Here is a 21,074-nt window from a genome sequence, read left to right as displayed (position 1 = left end):
AATAAGCATTGAACTCTAATGATAAAAAAATAAGTTTACCTCGATTGTATATCCCCTCTAATGAGAAAATAGTTAACCCACTTTCAACAGGAATTAAAGCTTCAAATCTCTCCAAAAAAAATACTCAAAAAAGAATTGATCCCCAATTCTATAATCAACAACATGATCTAAATAATCATTTCTGCGTCATTGTAGGTAGTGAGTATGTCTTGAAAATTATTGCTTTACAGCAATCATTAATGCAGTACTCAGAAAAATTCACATTGTGGATTTGTTGTATAGATCCTTTTGCATATTCACTATTAAAAGAAATGAGTTTAATTAATGTAAACCTTTTACAAGTTGAAGAATTGGAAGATCGTGAACTAAAAGCAATTAAGAGAAAAAGAAAAGTAAATGAATATTGTTGGACTTTAAAATCTGTCTTGATAGAATATTTATTGGTCAATTATGATTTACCATCTATTCTATATTGTGATGGTGATTTATGCTTTTTTTCTGACCCTAATATTATTTTTGAGGAATGGGGTGACCATTCTATTTTCCTAACCCCCCAAAGAGATCGTGATTGGGTAGAAAAAATGTATGGAAAATATCAGGCTGGTCTAATTGGATTTAAGAATGATCTCTATGGACTAAAAAGTGTAAGATGGTGGAAAAATAAATGTATAGATTGGTGCAGTGCCGAGGCTGAGGAGGGGAAATTTGGAGACCAAAAGTATTTAGATTATATCCCTATATATTTTCCAAAAGTAAAAATTTCAAATAACTTAGGTATAAATGCTGCGCCTTGGAACTGTATATATAATAACGATTATAAAATTGACAAGACTAAAAACGATATATTTATTGAAAACGACAAACTAGTTGTTTACCATTTTGCATGTATTACTATCTTTACTGAAAATGATTTTGATCTTTGGTCTTTGGGAGAAATTTCAATACCCAATAATATATTAAACCATATTTACACTCCGTATTTAGAGAGAATTCAATTTGTTTTAAAGCAATTAAAGGATAAATTCAATAAAGATACTAAACAATTTTTAAGTAAAAAAGATATAAATAAAGCTCAAACTTTATATAAAGATTCACAATTAAGAAGAAAAATGAATCAATCCAATCATTTTATGAACTTTTCCATGATTATAAGTAAAGAACGATTAATCCAAGGATTGACTTCTTATTATTCCTTAGAAAATTTCAACGCTAAATTTACTGTATGGATTTGTTGTATGGATGATCTAACGTATCAAATATTAGAGAAATTAAAATTAAAGCATGCCATACTAATTCCGGTAAAGGATATTGAAAATCATGAACTCCTCAGTATAAAAAATGATAGAAGTTTACAAGAATATTGTTGGACATTAAAAGCGCCCCTATGTCTACATGTCCTTAGTCTTTATCCGGAAGTTGATCACATTATATATTGTGATGCTGATATGTATTTCTTTACAGCACCTAATATCATTCTTGATGAATGGTGGAAGTACTCTGTATTCCTTTGCCCTCAAAGAAGCTCTACTGAAATTGAAAGCATACACGGTATATACCAAGCTGGTTTAGTAGGCTTCAAAAACGATCAAAATAGTAAAGAAATTTTAACATGGTGGAAAGATAAATGCCTAGAATATTGCAATAATCAATATGATGTTGAAATGAATAGATGGGGTGACCAAAAATATTTAAATCACATTCCTAACATCTTTTCTAATATAAAAATTATGACTCATAAAGGTATTGATGCAGCACCTTGGAATGTCATTTTAAATAGCAGTTCTATATCCAAAACAGATAATAAAGTTTTTATTGATCAAGATGAATTAATAGCTTTTCATTTTGGAAGTATGCAAATTATTAATCCAAATGAGTTCGATTTATGGAAACAAGAAACTTTAGAATTACCTCCAGCAGTTTTAGATTATATATACATTCCTTATATTGAACAATTGAACAAGACATGTCATACCCTTCATAATACTTTTCAAAAATCTCCCTCCTCTTTATTTGCTGACCAAATTGATACAACAACAATAAAAAATTATTTTAAATACCCCTCCCCTCATCACAATTAAGACTGATACTTTCCTTATTTAAAAATAAATCTATTTATTTCAGCAACTAAAAATACATCTTAATAAAGGATAGATTATCACTATGATTGCTTCATTTAAAAATAAAACTTTCCTTATTACTGGTGGATACGGTTTTATTGGTTCTCACTTGGCACGAAGACTTTTAAATTTACAAGCAAAAATTGTTCTTTTCATAAGAACACCATCAAACTCTTGGAGACTAAAGGATATTCTAAAATATATTGAAACCTATGAAATAGATATACGAGATAAAAAACAAGTACAAGATGCAATAAAGAAAATTAATCCCGATTATATCTTTCACCTGGCAGCCTATGGTGTAAATTCTGCCCATACAGATTACATCCATGCTATAGAAACAAATGTTATAGGGACTTGTAACATTATTCAAGCAGCAAAATTGGTGAATTGTAAAAAAATCATCAATTTTGGGAGTAGTTCTGAATACGGTAACAAGATGGAACCTATTCATGAAAATATGTTACTAACTCCTGTGGACATCTATGGAAGTACCAAAGCTGCTGCTACTATACTCGCCCATCAAATTGCTAGCGAAAACAATATTAATCTTATAACATTAAGACCTTTTGGCATATTCGGAGAAGGCGAAGAGCCGCATAAAATTTTTAGCTATATAATCTTGCGAGTATTACAAAACAAAGATGTAAATTTAACTTTATGTAATCAATTAAGAGATTATTGTTATATAGAAAATGTAATAGATGCCTGTATCCTAGCAGTAGAAAATACTACTGTACAAAATGAAATCTTTAATATTGGGAGCGGCACTATTCACCCCTTGAAACATTATGTAGAATTATTATTCAAACATTTGAAAACCAATTCCAGACCAAATTACGGTGCAATTTCCTCTAGAACAAATGAAAGATGGGTTCCTGAAGCGGATGTGCAAAAAATAAAAAACTCTCTTTGCTGGGAACCTAGAATTAATATTGAAGAAGGAATTATAAAAACTGTTAATTGGTATAAAAATAATAAACATTTATACCTAACTCCCTAAAAATAGGGTACTAAAGGAGGTGGACTAATTGTTAAACCGAAACTTTAATAATGCTTTTTACGGCAAAAGAATTTTAATTACTGGACATACTGGTTTTAAAGGTTCTTGGTTATCCCTATGGTTGAATGAATTAGGTGCTGCTGTAATCGGATATTCATTAGATCCTAAAAATAAAAATGATAACTTTAACATTACTAACCTTCAAAATAATATAATTGATATTCGTGGAGACATTAGAGATTTTAATAAATTAAATAAGGTTTTTACAGATTATAAACCTGAAATTGTATTCCATTTAGCTGCCCAACCTCTAGTTAAGTATTCATATGAATATCCTAGAGAAACATACGAGGTAAACGTTGTAGGAACTATGAATGTACTAGAGGCAATTCGATTACATGAATCAGCTAAAATAGGAATTATGGTGACAAGTGACAAGTGCTATGAAAATAAAGAATGGCCTTGGGGTTATCGTGAAATTGACCCTATGGGCGGCCATGACATATATAGCTCAAGCAAAGGATGCTGCGAACTTTTAATTTCTTCCTATCGTAATTCTTACTTTTCAGAAGAAAAATTTTCTCAACACAAGAAAATAATTGCAAGTGTTCGAGCTGGTAATGTAATTGGTGGTGGTGATTGGTCAATAGATAGAATTATTCCCGATTGTATACGAGCATTAGAATCAAACAAAAAGATTATTATTAGAAATCCTACTGCTATTAGACCCTGGCAACATGTACTAGAACCTTTAAGCGGGTATTTACTCCTTACAGAAAAAATTATAAATAATGGTATCCTTTTTTCAGGAGCATGGAACTTCGGGCCATCCCTAAGCAATATTGTTTCAGTAGAAAAATTAGTGACCAGTTTACTAGATATTTGGGGCTGCGGGGATTGGACAGCAGAAAATATAGGTCCAATAAATTTTCATGAAGCAAATTTACTAAACCTTGACATTAGCAAAGCAAAATTCAATCTTAATTGGCAGCCAAAATGGTCCCTACAACAGACTTTAGAAAATACAATAGAATGGTATAAACATTATAATTCTTACACCAGTTCTGAGATGAGAAATCTATGTATTAGCCAAATCAAACAATATTGCATGCTTTGAACTACTCCCACTTACCCATACTTGCTGTGAGTTCCTTATGGAGGGAGTCTTCTTGGCTAAAATGATAAAATAAAACAAAACCATACGTAAGATAATTTTACTATTACAAATAATGACATAGTCTGTTTCACCTTTTACATTATCTAAAAAAGAACCTGTAGGAATTCTTACAAGTTCTTTTTTATTTCCTTTATTCTCTTCTTATTTACATACGCAAGATTTATACATTTGGTGGGATACATACTATATTTATCCGATAAAATAATCTAAAAATTAACACATAATTGATCGTTTTAAGAAAAAGAAATTTCATAAATCTTCAAACACAGTTTCTTAGTTCACCTAATAGAACGTATAAAGACTCATATCATCTTTTGATTATTTTTGGATGTTTTATTCTACGTATATTCGACACCAATTGATTGTTTTTTATGAATTTTCTTGAAAAATATTGTAATATCACTCCATTTTTTCTTCTATTTTGTTATGATGTTTATAATTAAATTGGATTAGGATTTTTTTAGAAAATGGGGGCGTATATTATGAGTGTCTCAGTAAAAGGAAATGAGCAATTAACCTCTCTATTGAACGACTGGTATCGATCTATGCTATCTCAGCAAGTTATAAAAGCTACTAATCTAAAAAAGAAAATTGATGAAAAAATTAGTAAGTTAAGCATTGAACCGAATCAAGAGCATCAGGATCAAAATTTGTTACTATACTATTCACTACTCGAATTTCGTTACAAGGTCTTAACAGATAGCCTTGGTATTCAACAAAATAGTTTTGATACTATTAGCGATTATGATATGCCTACAGATCAATTTCTACAATTCTATTATCATTTTTTCAAATCCATTCATTCCACTTTTATATCAAATTATACTGAGGCAGAGGAACATTATAAACTAGCAGAAAAAATATTGGTAGCTATACCAGATGAAATTGAACACGCCGAATTTTACTATAGAATTGCTACTTTCTATCACCATACCTATAACAATCTCGCTTCTATCGAATACGCAAATAAATCGAGAGCAATCTTTTCAAAGTACGAAGGTTATGAAGTAAAAACAGCCTTTTGTAATAGTTTGCTAGGTGGTTGCTGCATCTATTTAAAACAGTACGAACAAGCAGAAGAATATCTACATTGTGCAATTGATTTACTACAAAAAAATAGGGAAGAAGATTCCTTGTTATACGTAAAAAATACTATGGGGTGGCTGTATTCTGATCAAAGTATGTCTACTTTAGCTATTCGTCACCTTTCAGAAGTAACAGAGAAAATCCCTACACACTTCAAGGCCATCTTCCTACAAGCTAAGGAACATTATAAGTTAGGAGAACAATCAACGGCCAGCCAACTCATTGATAAGGGACTACAGATTTGCAGAGAGATTCATAACGAAGAATATACACACCACTTCTCTATTTTAAAAAAATTAAATGAAAATATTCCATTGGAAGAATTAGAAAAAATCATTCAAGAAGGAATCTTATACTTTGAGGAAGAAGAATTATGGGAATATGTTGTCAAATACGCCGAATTATTTGCCACAAAATGTAGACAATTAGAGAACCACCAAAAAGTAAGTGACTATTTCCATATTTGTTATCAAGCAAGACAAAAATCAATCGCAAAAGGAGTGTTAAAATAATGAAAAAAATTAGCTTATTATTATCAAGCATTGCTTTTATTGGGGTATTAACGGTGGGAATTTTTCAGTTTTCTAAAACAGATCAGCTTGCTACTCATGGGCATTATCCTGCTCCTTCATATAGTGTTGGCGATTATGGTGGTGCACCACCACAAATTTAATGTAAATGTATTTAAAAACCCTCCATTTGGAGGGTTTTTAAATGGCTTATCTGCCTGTTCAATACGCATAGAGAGTACATATTATACTTATTTACTATGTTATAAGATTTTTCATTTCCACTCTGTAACAAGATTCTAGCATTCTCTCCTAGAATCTCAACTTAAATCTTAAATCCACCAATTAACTCTTGAAGTTCTTCCGCCATCTGTGCTAATTGTATTGCTGAAGAATTTATCTCTTCCATAGAAGCATGTTGTTCCTCAGATGAACCAGCTATCGTTTGCATACTTGAAGAATTTTCTTTTACAGCCATAGCTATTTGATCAATCGATGTATCGACTTTCATTGCATCAGTAGTCATTGTATTAGATAGTTCCACCATATCATGCACTTTTGACACAATATCATTTGCAGATTTTGAAATCTCATAAAAACTTTGTTTTGTATCATTCGCAACCTTAATTCCCGACTGTACTTCTACGCCTACTTCATTCATAGCTTTTACAGTCTCATGTACGTCTGCTTGTATTTCTTTAATTAAACTTCCAATTTCCATTGAAGATCCGGATGATTGCTCCGCCAACTTTCTAACTTCATCGGCAACAATTGCAAACCCTCTCCCCTGTTCCCCAGCTCTAGCTGCTTCAATCGCTGCATTTAATGCTAATAAATTTGTTTGTTCCGCAATATTTTGAATCGCTTCTAATATACTGCCAATTTGCTGTGATTTCTTATCTAATAATTTTATGACATTATCGGATTGAGAAACAGAGTGATGGATAGACTGCATTTGTGTTACAGTTTGTTCTACTAATTGTTCACCTTCATTGGCTTTTTGTTTAGTGTATATGGATGAAGCCGATACTTCAGAAGCATTCTCAGCTACGTATTGAATATTTCGTGTTACCTCACCAATTAATTCAGCTCCAGACTCAACTTCATTATTTTGAACCTCTGCACTGTTCGAGATTTCTTCCATCTCTTTTGTAATTTGTTCTGTCGCAACACTTGCTTGCTCTACACTAGCAGTTAGTTCCTCAGAAGACGCAGCTACATGTCCTGCAGATGTGTTAATTTGAGAAATAATATTACGTAACGACTCTGCCATTGTATTGAAACTACCACCTAATTGACCAAGTTCATCCTTTGAACGAATATCTATTTTCTCGGTTAAATCTCCTTGACTAATTCTTTGAGCTGAAATGACTAATTGTCTTAGTGGAGTAATTATAGATTTGAGTATGAATAGAATTACAATTCCACCTAACAATAATGAAGCACCTATTATAGTGAGCGTTTTATAAAAAATAGGATTGGTAGCTTCTTCAATTTCTTTCGTAGGCATTACGCCAGCTATTTTCCAACCTGTTTTTTTATTTGTCTTAAAGCTTATGTTTCGATCTTCACCATTGAGGCTATAAGTAATTACTCCATCTTCTGTCTTGTACAATTCATCCACTAAAGTTTTATCTAATTTCTCTCCAGGTTTTAGTGATGGATGAACAACTATAGTTTTATCTTGACTAACTATAGATACAAATCCTTGCTTCCCAATTTTTATCATTTTGGATGTTTTTACGATATCTTTAATATTCAAATCTACGCCAATGACACCACTTTTATCTGCATTCTGCTTTGCAATTGCAATTACCATATTTCCTGTAGACTTTGATTTATATGGAGATGAAACAATAATCTCTCCATCTGCTTTTACTGCATCCTTATACCAACTGCTTTCTAGCGGATTAAACCCTTCTGGTATTTTTCCAACAGGTGCATGAATAAATTGATTGTTACTGGATGCCGTATAAATCGTTTCTATCTCTGGATGTAACTGTATATATTGATCAAATTTATTCTGTACATTTTGCGATTGTTCAGGATTATAATCCCCTTGTGTGAGTACCTTTGCAAAATGAGTGATATCTGTATGCTTATTTTCTAATTCATCATCAACAATCTTATCTAAAATACTTATATTATCTTTTGCTGATTGTAGAATTGTTTCATTAAGATCTGTTTTTGCTTTATTATAAGATGATACTCCTACGATAAGGCTTGGTATAATTAATATTGCTATAAATGCCATAGACAACTTCGTTTTAAGCTTTATTTGCCCCAATCTTTCTTTTATATTAAACACTAGCTACTTCTCCTTTTCATTTTTACTACTTATATAGTTTATTTAAATTTTTCTCCTTTACTTTTCCACATTCATTTATGGTACCATTCGAAATGAAACCACAATTACATCCTATTATCCATACTTTATAATTTAGAGATTTAATTTTCACAGACAGAGTTTTATCTGTCCTCCTTTCAAATATGTTATTTTTCTAGATTCAGCAATTATTAGACTACGAATTATTCCAAATAAACTTGACGCAACATATACTTCATTTAAAAAATAATTATTGGATTTGTTTGGATAAAAATCTAGTTTAGCGCTAATCCAATCGGATGAAATTCTTACCATAATACATTCACTAAACATAAATAAGTAAATTTATTTCTTTTAATACTTATATTTAACTGCCTTTTAACCATTCTAACTGTATTATTTCATCGTTTTATCTATTTATTACAACCACTTTTGTATTATTGAATCACTAAACTATAAATTCTAAATAGGAGAATAAAATAAATTAGAGAATTACATTGTAACACATATATATAAGTTGTTAATATTAAAATTTAAAACTTTACTATTTTTCATATGCAATATTACATGCGAAAAGCCATAATTTTTTTGTTATACTATGCATGTGGATTTTTCATCCAAAATCCACCCAAACGCATATTTATGTATATGCCACCCTAATTGATGAAAGTGAGAAGAGTGTTTATCATTTTTCTCACTTTTTTATTTAGGCTCTGTTAATATTGATTATTGATAAAAAGTATTAAATAAGGGAAGACACCTTAGAGTTGGTGCTTCCCTTATTTGTTGATTATTCAAATCTAAAATAGGTATTTTCTAAACCTATTCTTTGCTTTAATGTTCTGCCCAAAGCATAATTATTTGGTAATTCTTTTTCAATGACACAAATAATATAACCTGCTTTTCCTGTTGTTAAATTAGTTAGTTGTAAGTAGTTAGTGTTGTCGTAGATATAAGAAATAATATATTCATAGAAATTATTTTCTTTATCTTCTCTATTCATACCAACATTGTACAACCTAACTCTTGCTCCTACCCAAATTTCCTCATCATCATCAACAGTACTTAAAGGCATCCATTTCGAGTTATCCAATATTTCACCCTTTTCTTAATTCATTCGTTTATACACGAATGTTGCTAGACACAAACTATCATAAGCATCCGTCATTTCATTGATTAGACGACCACCGACAGAGAAAAAAGACTCAACATAGCTTTTTATCCATTGAAACACTTGCTCTTTTAGTTATTTTTACATTTTGAATCTACGAAAATGAATTCCCTTATAAAAACTCTAACAGAGAATCTTCCTTCCAAATTTCACCTAGGGAATTATTTGTTTTCCAAAAAAACTACCAACATCTTTATCAACTCATTTTAGAATATTTAAACAATAATTCCATATACATTACCTGCATAAATTATTCATTTTCTTTTATATAAGACCTACCTTTTTACTTTTGATAGATTATTAGACATTGGATTATTATACATAAATCCCAAAAACATGCGGTATTTTGTAGAATTTTGTCTATCAATATGTATGTACACCCTTTTGTAGTGGATATAGACTGTGAGGTGTAAGGAGATACCTTACAAAATAATAAAAAGGAGATTATAGAATGAGTAGATTAACAAAATTCTCAAAGTTAGTATTTGCAACTTTAATCGCGGGAAGTAGTCTAAGCACCTTTGTTTCGTCACACAGTGTACAAGCTGACACCTTAGATCCTAATTACCAAGACAATATAAAATTCATACCACCTTCTAGTGCTAGGCCAAAATTGGAACAAAAAAACACTATTGTTCCAGAAGCAAAAGTTGTTAAAAACCATTATGTAAAGTACTCTAAAGCACATTTCCAAACTAAAGAAAGTATACCAAAAGAGATTTATTATTCTTCAGAAGGCTTTAAGGGCTATATACAGGCAAGTACCGTTTGGGATATGGGAGATCATTTCGCAACACTATATTCCGGAACCGTTATTCGATGTTAGACTTTTAATCCATTCTCCCCTAATGCTTAAAATGGTTAATAACTCACTGCCAATACTGTAATATCTATTGTTCATAAAATAAACCACAAAATCTTTCGATTTCATGGTTTATCAAATATAAAGATAATGCTAAACGAATACTCTAACATTACCTTCCCCAAAGTTAATTATAGAGTATTTTCAAAAAAAAGACACTCTTGTAGTGTCTTTTTTATAGTATTTTAAAAAGAATTCCACCTACTAACACCTTTTTGTTGCGCCTATTCGTTTATTTCAATATGATACTTTTCCATCTCGTATATGCAATAGACAATGATAGCTAAACTCCAACTGACACTATAATAATTATGTGTGTAGAAGTCATAGCCCGCTTTAATACCTTTCTCTATTACAACTAATGTAAATCCTAAAGCCACCCATCTGTTAATTTTCATCTTTATAAACGTTAAAGAGATAATTATTAAAAATAAAATATTTGTAAGATGATTTATCATTAGCTCATATTTTTGAATGTATACCGCCATTATACAAGCAACGATATTAGTCGCAATGCCAAAGGCAATCACCGCTCCCCAAACCCTGTCCGAAAGTCCCACTCCTGAGTCAGTCCCTTCCTAAACAAATATCCCTTTCTTTAATTCGTTCCTACACCCTATTCAAGATATGCTAAATTATCCTTGTCTGATGAATATCTATTTATCTTTTCATATAGAGCAAACAAAATTTCTACTCATAATTTTTTCTTTATTAGACAAACTATGTCTAAGCCGTTTGAACTAGCGGCTTCACTCTTCTGGTAATGAGATAGCACAATTTATTGAATTGACTAACTCATTCAATCCACTGGCACCGGCAGGCAACAAAATAGTTGTCTGCCATTTTCATGTATACTTTTTCTAATTTCATTACAAACCAAATGTGTGCTGTACTGATTTCAAAAGGACAGCATTTCATTTTTAAAAATGTAAAAAAGATAAGATCCTGTCTACTTTTGGTATAGGACTTTTTCTTTTCACACATACTATTTTTGAACCTGTTTACCGATACGTGTCCTAATGGTGTCTTGAATTCCTCCTAAAAAGGGCTGCAGATACGACTGCATGCCCTTTTATTTACGTTGCTTCTCTATATTGAATAAAATAATTAAAAACTAAAAATGTAATATTACATATTTTTTCTGTTCAGATTATGTTAGGATTTACTTCGTAGTCGAATTATAGTTTCGTATCTAATTCAGCAATATGTGAACTGTTTACCTAAAGAAAAGACAACCAAAAGGTGTCTTTTCTTCTTTTAATCTAAAAAACATTTCTCCTATTTAGTAAGATCCAATTAGCCCTCTAACCTAAGCCTCATATTTAAAGGTAATTTAATCATACACTCAAGAATTTTCATCTATTTCAATATACTTATAACTTAATTTCCAATCACATTTCCAGCACTATATTTGCTTTCTTACAGAATTTCTGTCTTGTTCTTAATTCTGTCAAAATCCTCATGTAGCTATACAAAGAATATATGCTACTATGATATTAAGAAACTATGCGTTCCCTTAACCCTGTACCCGGCCCTGTATTTATTACAGGGTCTTTGTTTATTTTATTTACTTTTATTTACTTTTATTGGCTTATAAAGGTTAATACACAACCAATTTCAATTAAAATCGTTTAAATGTTAGTTAGAATTTGAAATAATATATCTATTAACTTTTTTAACAAATGAAATCTAATATTAAATTTCTAAATCTATACTGTACTATACACCAGTTAACACTATATAAATAGTATTAACTATCTTAATTGAATATTAGTAATAGTAAGTATAAACATTATCAATTTACTACATCTTACATTTATGTAAAAATAAATACATGTTAAGCTTTTTCAAAATCTTTCCCCTAATAAAGATTTGAAGTAGCATTTCATGATTCTCCTTACTGTTAATATGCCTTGAAAAAGAACCCTATAGGGTTCTTTTTCTTTTCATTATAACCTCAGTAAGTCCTTATTTAACATGCAAAAAGGACTGCTAATTATTTGCAGCCCTTTTACACGTTAATATACACTTGTATTACATGCTTAAAACTTTATTGTATTAGGTATTTATACCAACTAAACATGCCATTATCATTTAGATATATAACACTTCAAAGTTTAGAAGTATACAATAACAAATCTTTCCCAACTTCCAGCTACATAACTAGTAGCTGTTAATTCTCTACCACCATTTGCTGATATATATCTACCATTATATAAGATAAACTTTTCCCATGCACCAATTGATGTACGATCTGCTACTACTCTACCATTTGGCTCAAACAAAACATACTTCCCATTACTTTTAGTTTTTAAAGCGTACGTATATAATTCCCCAGTCGGAATTAATTCGAATTTCTCCCATTCATTAACTGCATTACGATTTGCTATTATATTTCCCGAAGGCTCAGCCGAAACATATTGTAAATTTGCTGCCTGTATAGCAACTGTCCAACTTCCATTTTACTTTAAAGGTTTAAACAATTGTGACCACATTTGTTTAAACCTCCACAATTTTTTCTAAGCTATTCTCTAAAAATCTTATTTTTCGTTGTAAATAAACCTGATTGGTACTCTTTATGCAAAAGAAAAGATGGAACCTTTAATTCAACTCCACCTTTTTTCGAAATAAAAAGCATCTAATTCTATTTGAATTAGATGCTTATATTTAGTCCTTAAACCTAATATTCTAAACTATTTACGCGTTTGTAAATCTTTTTTTATTACATCCCAGAGTGAATTATCTTGACGCATCGGTTTACCCTCTTCATCCCATTTTATTTTTTCTGTTCCCAATTCATAATTCATCCCTGTCCATGTGTCTTCACGGAATGCATAGAATGATTTATGCCATCCTTTTTGGTTAAAGATAGAAATAAGATCTTGCATGTATTGGTTAGCACCTGGAACAGTACGGTTAATTCCAAACTCCTCTGCAATAATTCGATTAGATGGTACATGATTTTTCTTAGACCATTGTTGAATTGGCTTCAAAAACTTCTCTAATCCCTGTCTATTCCACATTACAGGTTTCTCTAAATCCCCTACTTTTACTAATCCTGGATATTGATATTCCTTGTTTTGTTTTTCACCTTGGCTCGTTAATTCATATGGTTCATACATATGAAATGCGTATAGTGTTTTTTTATCCTCTACTGGTTTTAAATATTTAAAGGCCCATGGAGTAGCATATAAACCTGAATCTAAAATAATCGGTGTTTCTTTGTCCACTTCACGAATGGAGTTAATCACCTTTTCATAAAATCTGTTTAAATCAGCTGTCGTTCCTTTTACTTTTGCATACCATTTCTCGTAATCTTCCGTCCAAAAATCATTATATCTATTATTTTTAGCTGTTTCTGGATGTGGTTCATTTATAATATTATAACCAACCACCGCGGGGTGATCTTTTAGTTCCAGAGCGAGGTCCTTCCAAAATTGACTTGCTTGTTCTTGATACTTCTCTTCTTCCCATATTCTGTCGTCATTCTTATTATTATTAAATTGGCGCCATCGATCACCAGGTAAGGATAACATTGTAAGAACGACTTTCATTCCTTGTGATTGTGCGGCATCTAAATCCGCCTTTAATTTTTCTAGATCTTCCTTTACTAATCCCCGATAGTTATCTGCATTACCTATCAGAAAATCCTTTCCAGAAGTATCTGGTTTATCCTCAAATAGAAAATCTTTATCTTTTGCCCACTTATCAGGTGCTAAACGTACATATTCAATATTAGCTTCTTTTGCACTTTTATAGTTTTCAGGTAATGACGTACTATTCATGAAATTAGTACCCTTTCTTTTCGAATCCCAAAAACTAATTTTTGAATCGCCCTTGTGGTATGTATCAGCTCTTACATTCATTTCCTGTACTCCAAAACTCATCATGCCTAATAACGCAACAATTGGCAAAACTTTTTTCACAACTTTTCCTTCTTTCTCTTTATATTTAACACACATAACATACCTTTGTTTTGTTACAGGAATATGGCAATTTTCCAAAAATACCTTTTAAATTTATACATTGGTAGTTCATTCATAAAAAAAGAAAGAGATAATTAGAACGTTGCTTCATTTTAAAAGAAACAAAAAAGGAATCCTTTACGGATTCCTTTTTGCAATGCACTCTTTTTCAAATGGTACATTTTGCACCTACTTTTAGTATAACTTATAATTCCTATAAAATAAATAAGATTAACTGAAATTTACTTCAAATTGTGATAAAAAACATAATTAAGAAGCGCAGATAACTAAATATCATCCCTTTTATTAAATAAAAAAGATTAAATAATTCCCCCTCCAAACTAGGACCCTTTTACACTTTTTACAAATATCGTTATAATTAGATAAACTAAAGCATTATCCCATTAACAAAGGGACTCCATAATTGGAGTCCTTTTGTTAATTAGCTATTAAAAATGATAGCATGTGATTATTGTATAATTTCTTCCTTTTTTAGATCTGCATATTCTTCTACGAAATCCCATAAACCTTGCTTTTCGAAGTAAGAAATACTTTTTTCACTTCTTCTAAGAGTTTAATTACTTCATCTTCATTAAGAGAACGTAAAATATTGAAATGATATACATACTCTTCATTTCCTAATTCCATACAAACTGCTAATCCTTTTTCAATAAGTTCTTTTACAATAAGTTCTTTTACAATAAGTTCTTTTACAATATTTGTTTTTCTTAGCTTATAGTGTTCACGCGCTTGTAAGAACACTGCTTTAAAATGGGCAATATTCTTCTCTGTCACTTCTGATAAATGACGAATTGCTAATTTAGATAAATTTTGAGTTGCATATAATAGTCCTAGATTATGCCTTACTATTAAAATCAATTTTTCTTCATTATGTTTTTGCAAAAGGTCAATGGAACGATTGAAATGTTCTTCCGCTTTTTCAAATTGCTTTAAGAATATACGAGCTGTCCCTAATGCGGTTTCACAAGAAGCAACTTTCACCTCATATCCCATTAGCCCTAAATACAAGGAATATAGATACTTATTTTACTTTCAAAGGCTGAAACCTTGCTGCATAACTACTGAAAATAAAGTGAAAAGACGTTCAAATCCATATGGATAGATCGTCTTTTCACTTTATTTCATACATATACTGATTTTTCACTTATTCATTTTGTATTGTACTTAAAAAACCAATAAATTCATCTTCATTTACAGGTTTACTGTAGTAATAGCCCTGAATTAGATAACATGCATTACGTTGTAACACTGTTAATTGTTCCTTCGTTTCTACCCCTTCTGCTATCACTTTCATGTTTAAAGTATGAGCAAGTGAAATAATGGTTTGTATAATTTCATCTCCATCAGTAGAAGTTCCAATCCTATTAACAAATTCTCTTGGAATTTTCAAAGTATCAATTGGATAAAGAGGCAGATACGCTAATGAAGAATAACCTGTACCAAAATCGTCAATTGATAAATGTACACCATATGATTTTAATGCTTTTAACTTCGATAAGGTTTCCTTTTCATCTACCATTGCTATTCGCTCTGTTAATTCCAAATCAATCGAATTAGCAGGTACTCCTATCTCTTCTATGGTAGATATAATGGTTTGAACAAAATCTTTCTGTTCAAACTCTATAGCTGATAAATTTATCCCCATCTTTAGATTTGAAAAGCCCGCAGAATGCCATTCTTTCAGTTGTTGACACGCTTTCTGTAACGTCCACTTCCCAATTGAAATAATCTGCGCCGTTTCTTCTGCGATAGGTATAAACTCAAAAGGAGAAATCAGTCCAAGCTCTGGATGTTGCCAACGTATTAAAGCCTCTGCACCAATAACCTTACCTGCCTTACTATCAATTTGTGGTTGATACAATAAAAACAACTCATTATTTTCAATTGCATTTGGTAAATCCTGTTCTAATCGTAATCGACGAGTTACTTTTTGAGATAATGTCTCGTCATACATACAAACAGCATTGTTACCTTTTTCCTTTGCGCTATACATAGCGATATCAGCGTGTTGTAAAAGTGTAGTAGTATTTATTCCTCCAAATGGATACACTGCTATTCCTATACTAAGAGATAAGTAAAAACTATGCTGATTTACTACAAATGGTTCTTCAGTTATACGAAATAGAGTTTTACACAAATCCAATAGCTGTTGCTCTGTTTGGTTATGGACAATGATCGCAAACTCATCACCACCTATTCTTGCTAGAGGAATAGTCGGTGACAGACATGTCCTAAAACGTTTGGCAACTTCTTTTAAAACCTTGTCACCAATCGAATGACCCAATGTATCATTAATAGTCTTAAAGCGATTTAAATCAATATACAGGAGCCCAAACTTATCCTGTGTTTTTTGTGCACGCTTAATAGATCTATCTAATTCTTGTTGGAAGAATATACGATTTCCAATCTCCGTCACCGTATCATGGAATGCAAGGTAATTTATCTCTTCCTGTTGTTGTTTCATCCTTGTTATGTCTTTTACCATTACATAGCTCCCAAAGGTTTGTCCTTCTATCATAATAGGAACTATAGTGACATACCAAAAGAGTATATCCTTCTCATTGTTATTTTTCACACGTAACTGTAGTGAAGATGAACTACATCGTTTCCCTTTCTTTATAGCTGCTTCCAATTCAGATTTATCTTCATCTAAAAAAATAGAGAAGCACTCTTTCCCTATTAATGCAGCACTTTCTTTTCCTAATAACATACTTCCAGCCTGGTTTATATTTAATACGATACCGTTTGAATCAATCGTTAAAATAGGATCCGGATGATACTCATATAATGACTTAAATCTCTCTTGATTTTTTACTAAATCATTAGATTTATTTATTAAATCCCTTGTTCTTTGAGATACTGTTTGTTCTAATTGATTATTAAACACTTTTAATGTTTTAGTTAACTCTTTGTTTTGCATTCGTACGATTGTATGACGAATCAGTACAAATACAAAAGCAATACAATTTCCCGTAATTAATGTAGCTGAAGAAGTTTGCTCTTTCAAAGTAAAGCCAATTAAGACTGCAACTGCAAGATAAGGGAATATCCCAAGAAGTTTCTCTCCAAATGTCGGATTAATAATAAAATAATTTCTTTTAGAAGAAGTATTCTTTGGGATTGTAGCAGCAATAGCGATAAATAATAGGAAAACTCTATACAAACACCTTAAAAATATAACTGAACGCTCTGATAAATCACCTTGTAAGTAAAAATACAAATAGTCCGTAATAGCCAATCCAGTTAATACTAGGATAAAAATAAACAATTTACTTTTTGCATTGAAAATAGCAGGTCGAAAGATCAGTGTAACTCCAAGTAATAGAAGCAATAAATCTATAATCGGAAAAATAAATGAGAGAAAAACATCTCCAATTGATAAGAATAAAATATTTGCAGATGGTTTATTAAATAGGTACCACTCTAATGTAAAAATAGCAGTAACAACAATGCATAAATCACAAAGTAAATACGCTTTCTCCCATTTGTTACATTCCATCATAATTTTATAAAAGAACGCAAAAAGAAAGAAGAATAAGAAAAACAGTAGAAATACATCAGAAATATTAAAATTTTGTATTGGTAATTCTACATTAAGTACTTGAAAAGCGGATATGAAATTTCCTATCAAAAAACACCCTATTGCAATAGTAATGCAAACCCAGAATACTCCTAACTTAATTTTTTGGGATAATATAGAATACAGTAATGAGATAAATACAGTAGTTTCAACGACTAAAGATGATAGTCGGATATTAAAATCTGATACGAAATAATGATTCGGAAAAACAAATAAAAATATAAAGCAAAAGCTTATATAAGTTATTAAAGCCAATATCAATACATAAAATTGCACATATACATGTTTACGCAATGGATTCACCTTCTTGATTTTTCTATACTTTTATTAAAAAATGGCTTGATGGTGGCACAAGTCCTACTAATTAAAATGTGTGCTACCTATTATCCATATTATGACCTTTTTAAAAGATTTCTTTCTACACACAACAATCTTATTAACTTTTTGTAGATGTTTACAATTATCAATACTGAGGATTCTAAAAAGGATAAGCTGAAAAATGTAATTTTTTAAGTATTTGAGCATCGTAAATTTGGCGGGTACAACTTATCTACTCTTTACATATGAGATAGAATCTACTCCTCTATTGGATTATAGTTGCTATCTGTCACACTTAAAAAGGAATGAAAATATACTATCATTAAAATAGAAATTCAAATTAGTTTACGAAACCAACTGTAACTATTATAGTTACACAAAAAGTTGATGTCAATTTCATATCCTCCCTTTTTAACGGACAAAAGACATGACCTATTGAACAAAAATGTGATGTTTATAAAAAGGGCGGTAAAGTTTTATCTCCTTACTCAAAGAATTATAAATGATTTAGAATTAGATGAAATTGAAGCTAATATTGCATCTCCCTAAAAAGAATGTTACTCTAAAAATAGAATTATGAAAGGAATGATGGATGAATAATGATTAACTAATTTATATTTTAAGTTGAATTTTATAACTTCAAACTACAAAATATAGGGTTAGTCTATCCATTTTTAAAATTCAGTTCATACTTTATTTGTCATGATTCAAATGATTAATAAGTACTTATTAAGTATAGACGAAAGACTAATCCTTCCGATTACAAATTGGGGGATTTTTTTATTCCCGTTTGTCTTAGTTGAAACTTACTAATTGTTAAATGTACTTCACAAATAAAGGAGCGAGAAAAATGAGTACTTCAGATACTATTGTTACACATGTAATGCTCTATATAAGTCGTTAATATCCATCAAACTTATATAGAGGAATTAAAAAATGGATGGATGTTCCGACTTTATATGAAACGTTTCGATATATAAAGGAGGAATTATTATGTCAATGATAAAGGTCCAAGACTTAACTTTTTCATACCCAGGTAGCTTTGATAATATTTTTGAAAGTGTAAACTTCCAAATAGATACGGATTGGAAGCTAGGATTTATTGGTAGAAACGGACGAGGTAAAACGACATTCTTTAATTTATTGTTAGGGAATTATGAGTATAGCGGGAAAATCCTTGCTTCAGTAGAATTCAATTACTTCCCCTACTCTGTTTCAGATAAGAACAAATTCACTCATGAAATCCTTGAAGAAATTTGTCCCCAAGCCGCAGATTGGGAACTTCTACGTGAGATATCCTATTTAAATGTTGATGCTGAGGTCATGTACAGACCATTTAAAACATTATCAAATGGGGAACAAACAAAAGTGTTGCTTGCTGCACTGTTTTTAAATGCGGGTCAATTTCTATTAATTGATGAACCAACAAATCACTTAGATACAGATGCACGAAAGATAGTCTCCGATTATCTAAGGAAGAAAAAAGGATTTATTTTAATTTCACATGACAGAATCTTTTTAGATGGGTGCGTTGACCATATCCTATCTATTAATAGAGCAAATATTGAAGTTCAAAGTGGTAACTATTCTTCTTGGAAGTTAAATTTTGATAGACAGCAAGAACACGAGAAGGCTACAAATGAGCGTCTACAAAAAGACATAGGGCGATTAAAACAGTCTTCCAAACGTTCAGCAAGTTGGTCTAATGACGTGGAAGCTTCAAAAAATGGAACGAGGAATTCAGGCTCTAAGTTGGATAAGGGGTTTGTAGGACATAAAGCAGCCAAGATGATGAAAAGAGCAAAAAACCTTGAATCAAGGCAACAAAAAGCTATTGAGGAAAAATCAAAATTACTAAAAAATGTGGAAAAAACTGAGTCATTAAAATTGGAACAATTGCAATTTAAATCAAATGAATTGGTTACTTTAGTTGACGTGTCCGTTAAGTACAATGATCAAATTGTGAATGAGCCGATTAGCTTCATAGTTGAACAAGGTGACCGAATTGTACTTGATGGAACGAATGGGAGCGGAAAAAGTAGTATCCTAAAACTAATTCTAGGACATCCGATACAGCATACAGGCTTAGTTACTTTAGGTACAGGACTCATCATTTCCTATGTCCAACAAGATACTTCTCATTTGAAAGGATCGCTATCAGGCTTTATTGAAGAGCACAAGATTGATGAAACCTTATTTAAGTCCATCCTAAGTAAGATGGACTTTGACCGAATTCAATTTGAAAAAGATATATCTCATTATTCTGGTGGACAAAAGAAAAAACTGCTTATCGCTAAAAGTTTATGTGAAAAAGCTCATATATATATATGGGATGAACCACTAAATTTTATAGATATCTATTCCCGCATGCAGATTGAAGAACTTATTCAACAATTTAATCCCACAATGGTTATTGTTGAGCATGATAAAATATTTCAACAAACAGTTGCAACGAAAACTATATCTATGTAGCTCAAAACGAATACTTGAAAATATAATCATTAACTTGAGTCCTTGAATTATAAAAAATTTAATGAATTGATAAAAAAAGCCTAATTTCTCTACAATACATTGAGAAATTAGGCTTTAAATAGTAATAATAGAATTCATAAACACTGAATAATTTACACATTAGGTTTATCTGTTAATGCAGTAACAATCCTGTCCACTAAGTCTTCTGGCATCCATTCATGATTTGTATCATTCGTTTCATTTGGCCCTAAAAAATCAATAAACTTTTTAAACTTTGGAAATAAAACAATAGAAGTGATCCAATGTATTGTATGATTTATGGAGAAGAAATGAAAAACTCCTTGCTTTTCACCCTCCTGTAATATTTCTTTTAACTGTTCAAAATTACCTATAAAATATGGTTGCTATTTTAAATGCCATTCACGCTTAAATATAGGAGTCTTCTTGGCTAAAATGATAAAAATAAG

At 30.9% G+C, this 21,074-nt stretch carries 13 protein-coding genes and 2 pseudogenes; 7 read left to right on the top strand and 8 right to left on the bottom strand.

Going from position 1 to position 21,074, the window contains the following annotated elements; all coding sequences use genetic code 11:
* Window positions 1-8 precede the first annotated feature (8 nt).
* From AU379_RS06770 to AU379_RS30480, 5 genes are all read left to right on the top strand, one after another.
* Complete coding sequence (locus AU379_RS06770) at window positions 9-2,078, top strand: hypothetical protein (protein WP_001087521.1); 2,070 nt, start codon at window positions 9-11, stop codon at window positions 2,076-2,078.
* A gap of 82 nt (window positions 2,079-2,160) precedes the next feature.
* Complete coding sequence (locus AU379_RS06765) at window positions 2,161-3,120, top strand: NAD(P)-dependent oxidoreductase (RefSeq protein WP_016111421.1); 960 nt, start codon at window positions 2,161-2,163, stop codon at window positions 3,118-3,120.
* Between the two features lie 28 nt (window positions 3,121-3,148).
* Entirely contained in the window at window positions 3,149-4,237 is a 1,089-nt protein-coding gene (gene rfbG / locus AU379_RS06760) for a CDP-glucose 4,6-dehydratase (protein WP_000934726.1), read from the top strand.
* Window positions 4,238-4,779: 542 nt separating this feature from the next.
* On the top strand, window positions 4,780-5,895 hold the full coding sequence (locus tag AU379_RS06755; protein ID WP_061139037.1) for a Rap family tetratricopeptide repeat protein: 1,116 nt from the start codon (window positions 4,780-4,782) through the stop codon (window positions 5,893-5,895).
* Window positions 5,895-6,056, top strand: coding sequence for a hypothetical protein (locus AU379_RS30480; protein ID WP_000724116.1), 162 nt, complete (start codon window positions 5,895-5,897; stop codon window positions 6,054-6,056). The genes AU379_RS06755 and AU379_RS30480 overlap by 1 nt, the downstream gene beginning before the upstream one ends.
* 161 nt (window positions 6,057-6,217) lie before the next feature.
* Here AU379_RS30480 and AU379_RS06745 read toward each other — a convergent pair whose 3' ends face one another.
* Both AU379_RS06745 and AU379_RS06740 read right to left on the bottom strand, forming a co-directional pair.
* Window positions 6,218-8,200 carry a methyl-accepting chemotaxis protein gene (locus tag AU379_RS06745; protein ID WP_000481856.1) on the bottom strand — a complete coding sequence of 661 codons (1,983 nt, stop codon included), beginning with the start codon at window positions 8,198-8,200 and terminating at the stop codon, window positions 6,218-6,220.
* Window positions 8,201-9,008: 808 nt separating this feature from the next.
* The gene (locus AU379_RS06740; RefSeq protein WP_050822215.1) at window positions 9,009-9,293 is read right to left on the bottom strand and encodes a hypothetical protein; all 285 of its coding nucleotides are present in this window, start codon (window positions 9,291-9,293) and stop codon (window positions 9,009-9,011) included.
* 547 nt (window positions 9,294-9,840) lie between these two features.
* Here AU379_RS06740 and AU379_RS06735 point away from each other — a divergent pair.
* The gene (locus AU379_RS06735; RefSeq protein ID WP_000088957.1) at window positions 9,841-10,215 is read left to right on the top strand and encodes a hypothetical protein; all 375 of its coding nucleotides are present in this window, start codon (window positions 9,841-9,843) and stop codon (window positions 10,213-10,215) included.
* A gap of 260 nt (window positions 10,216-10,475) precedes the next feature.
* Here the strand turns inward: AU379_RS06735 and AU379_RS06730 are convergent, their stop codons facing one another.
* The 5 genes and pseudogenes from AU379_RS06730 to AU379_RS06710 all read right to left on the bottom strand — a co-directional run bounded on the left by AU379_RS06730 (window position 10,476) and on the right by AU379_RS06710 (window position 18,111).
* Window positions 10,476-10,811 carry a hypothetical protein gene (locus AU379_RS06730; protein WP_000524431.1) on the bottom strand — a complete coding sequence of 112 codons (336 nt, stop codon included), beginning with the start codon at window positions 10,809-10,811 and terminating at the stop codon, window positions 10,476-10,478.
* A gap of 1,557 nt (window positions 10,812-12,368) precedes the next feature.
* Window positions 12,369-12,713: pseudogene (locus tag AU379_RS06725) on the bottom strand (peroxidase); the annotation flags it as partial.
* 231 nt (window positions 12,714-12,944) lie between these two features.
* Entirely contained in the window at window positions 12,945-14,213 is a 1,269-nt protein-coding gene (locus AU379_RS06720) for a cellulase family glycosylhydrolase (RefSeq protein WP_061139506.1), read from the bottom strand.
* 513 nt (window positions 14,214-14,726) lie between these two features.
* Window positions 14,727-15,230: a tetratricopeptide repeat protein gene (locus AU379_RS06715; protein ID WP_061139036.1), complete on the bottom strand. Its 504-nt coding sequence runs from the start codon at window positions 15,228-15,230 to the stop codon at window positions 14,727-14,729.
* A gap of 151 nt (window positions 15,231-15,381) precedes the next feature.
* Window positions 15,382-18,111: a GGDEF domain-containing phosphodiesterase gene (locus AU379_RS06710; RefSeq protein WP_033667177.1), complete on the bottom strand. Its 2,730-nt coding sequence runs from the start codon at window positions 18,109-18,111 to the stop codon at window positions 15,382-15,384.
* A 1,017-nt stretch (window positions 18,112-19,128) separates the two neighbouring features.
* Here AU379_RS06710 and AU379_RS06705 point away from each other — a divergent pair.
* Window positions 19,129-20,607, top strand: a complete 1,479-nt coding sequence (locus AU379_RS06705) for an Lsa family ABC-F type ribosomal protection protein (protein ID WP_000061799.1) — start codon at window positions 19,129-19,131, stop codon at window positions 20,605-20,607.
* Window positions 20,608-20,759: 152 nt separating this feature from the next.
* Here AU379_RS06705 and AU379_RS28510 read toward each other — a convergent pair.
* Window positions 20,760-21,011 (bottom strand): annotated as a pseudogene (locus tag AU379_RS28510) (TetR/AcrR family transcriptional regulator); the annotation flags it as partial.
* Window positions 21,012-21,074 lie beyond the last annotated feature (63 nt).

It is taken from the genome of Bacillus sp. JH7 (assembly GCF_001563515.1).
Classification (GTDB): Bacteria; Bacillota; Bacilli; order Bacillales; family Bacillaceae_G; genus Bacillus_A; species Bacillus_A cereus.
The sequence above is the reverse complement of the archived record's forward strand: the minus strand, read 5'-3'. Positions and strand labels throughout refer to the sequence as shown.

Coding starts and splice junctions, on each gene's coding strand:
- AU379_RS06705 (WP_000061799.1), top strand. CDS start 19,129: ATGTCAATGATAAAGGTCCAAGACTTAACTTTTTCATACCCAGGTAGC.
- AU379_RS06720 (WP_061139506.1), bottom strand. CDS start 14,213: ATGTGTGTTAAATATAAAGAGAAAGAAGGAAAAGTTGTGAAAAAAGTT.
- AU379_RS06740 (WP_050822215.1), bottom strand. CDS start 9,293: ATGCCTTTAAGTACTGTTGATGATGATGAGGAAATTTGGGTAGGAGCA.
- AU379_RS06755 (WP_061139037.1), top strand. CDS start 4,780: ATGAGTGTCTCAGTAAAAGGAAATGAGCAATTAACCTCTCTATTGAAC.
- AU379_RS06765 (WP_016111421.1), top strand. CDS start 2,161: ATGATTGCTTCATTTAAAAATAAAACTTTCCTTATTACTGGTGGATAC.
- AU379_RS30480 (WP_000724116.1), top strand. CDS start 5,895: ATGAAAAAAATTAGCTTATTATTATCAAGCATTGCTTTTATTGGGGTA.
- AU379_RS06735 (WP_000088957.1), top strand. CDS start 9,841: ATGAGTAGATTAACAAAATTCTCAAAGTTAGTATTTGCAACTTTAATC.
- AU379_RS06715 (WP_061139036.1), bottom strand. CDS start 15,230: ATGGGATATGAGGTGAAAGTTGCTTCTTGTGAAACCGCATTAGGGACA.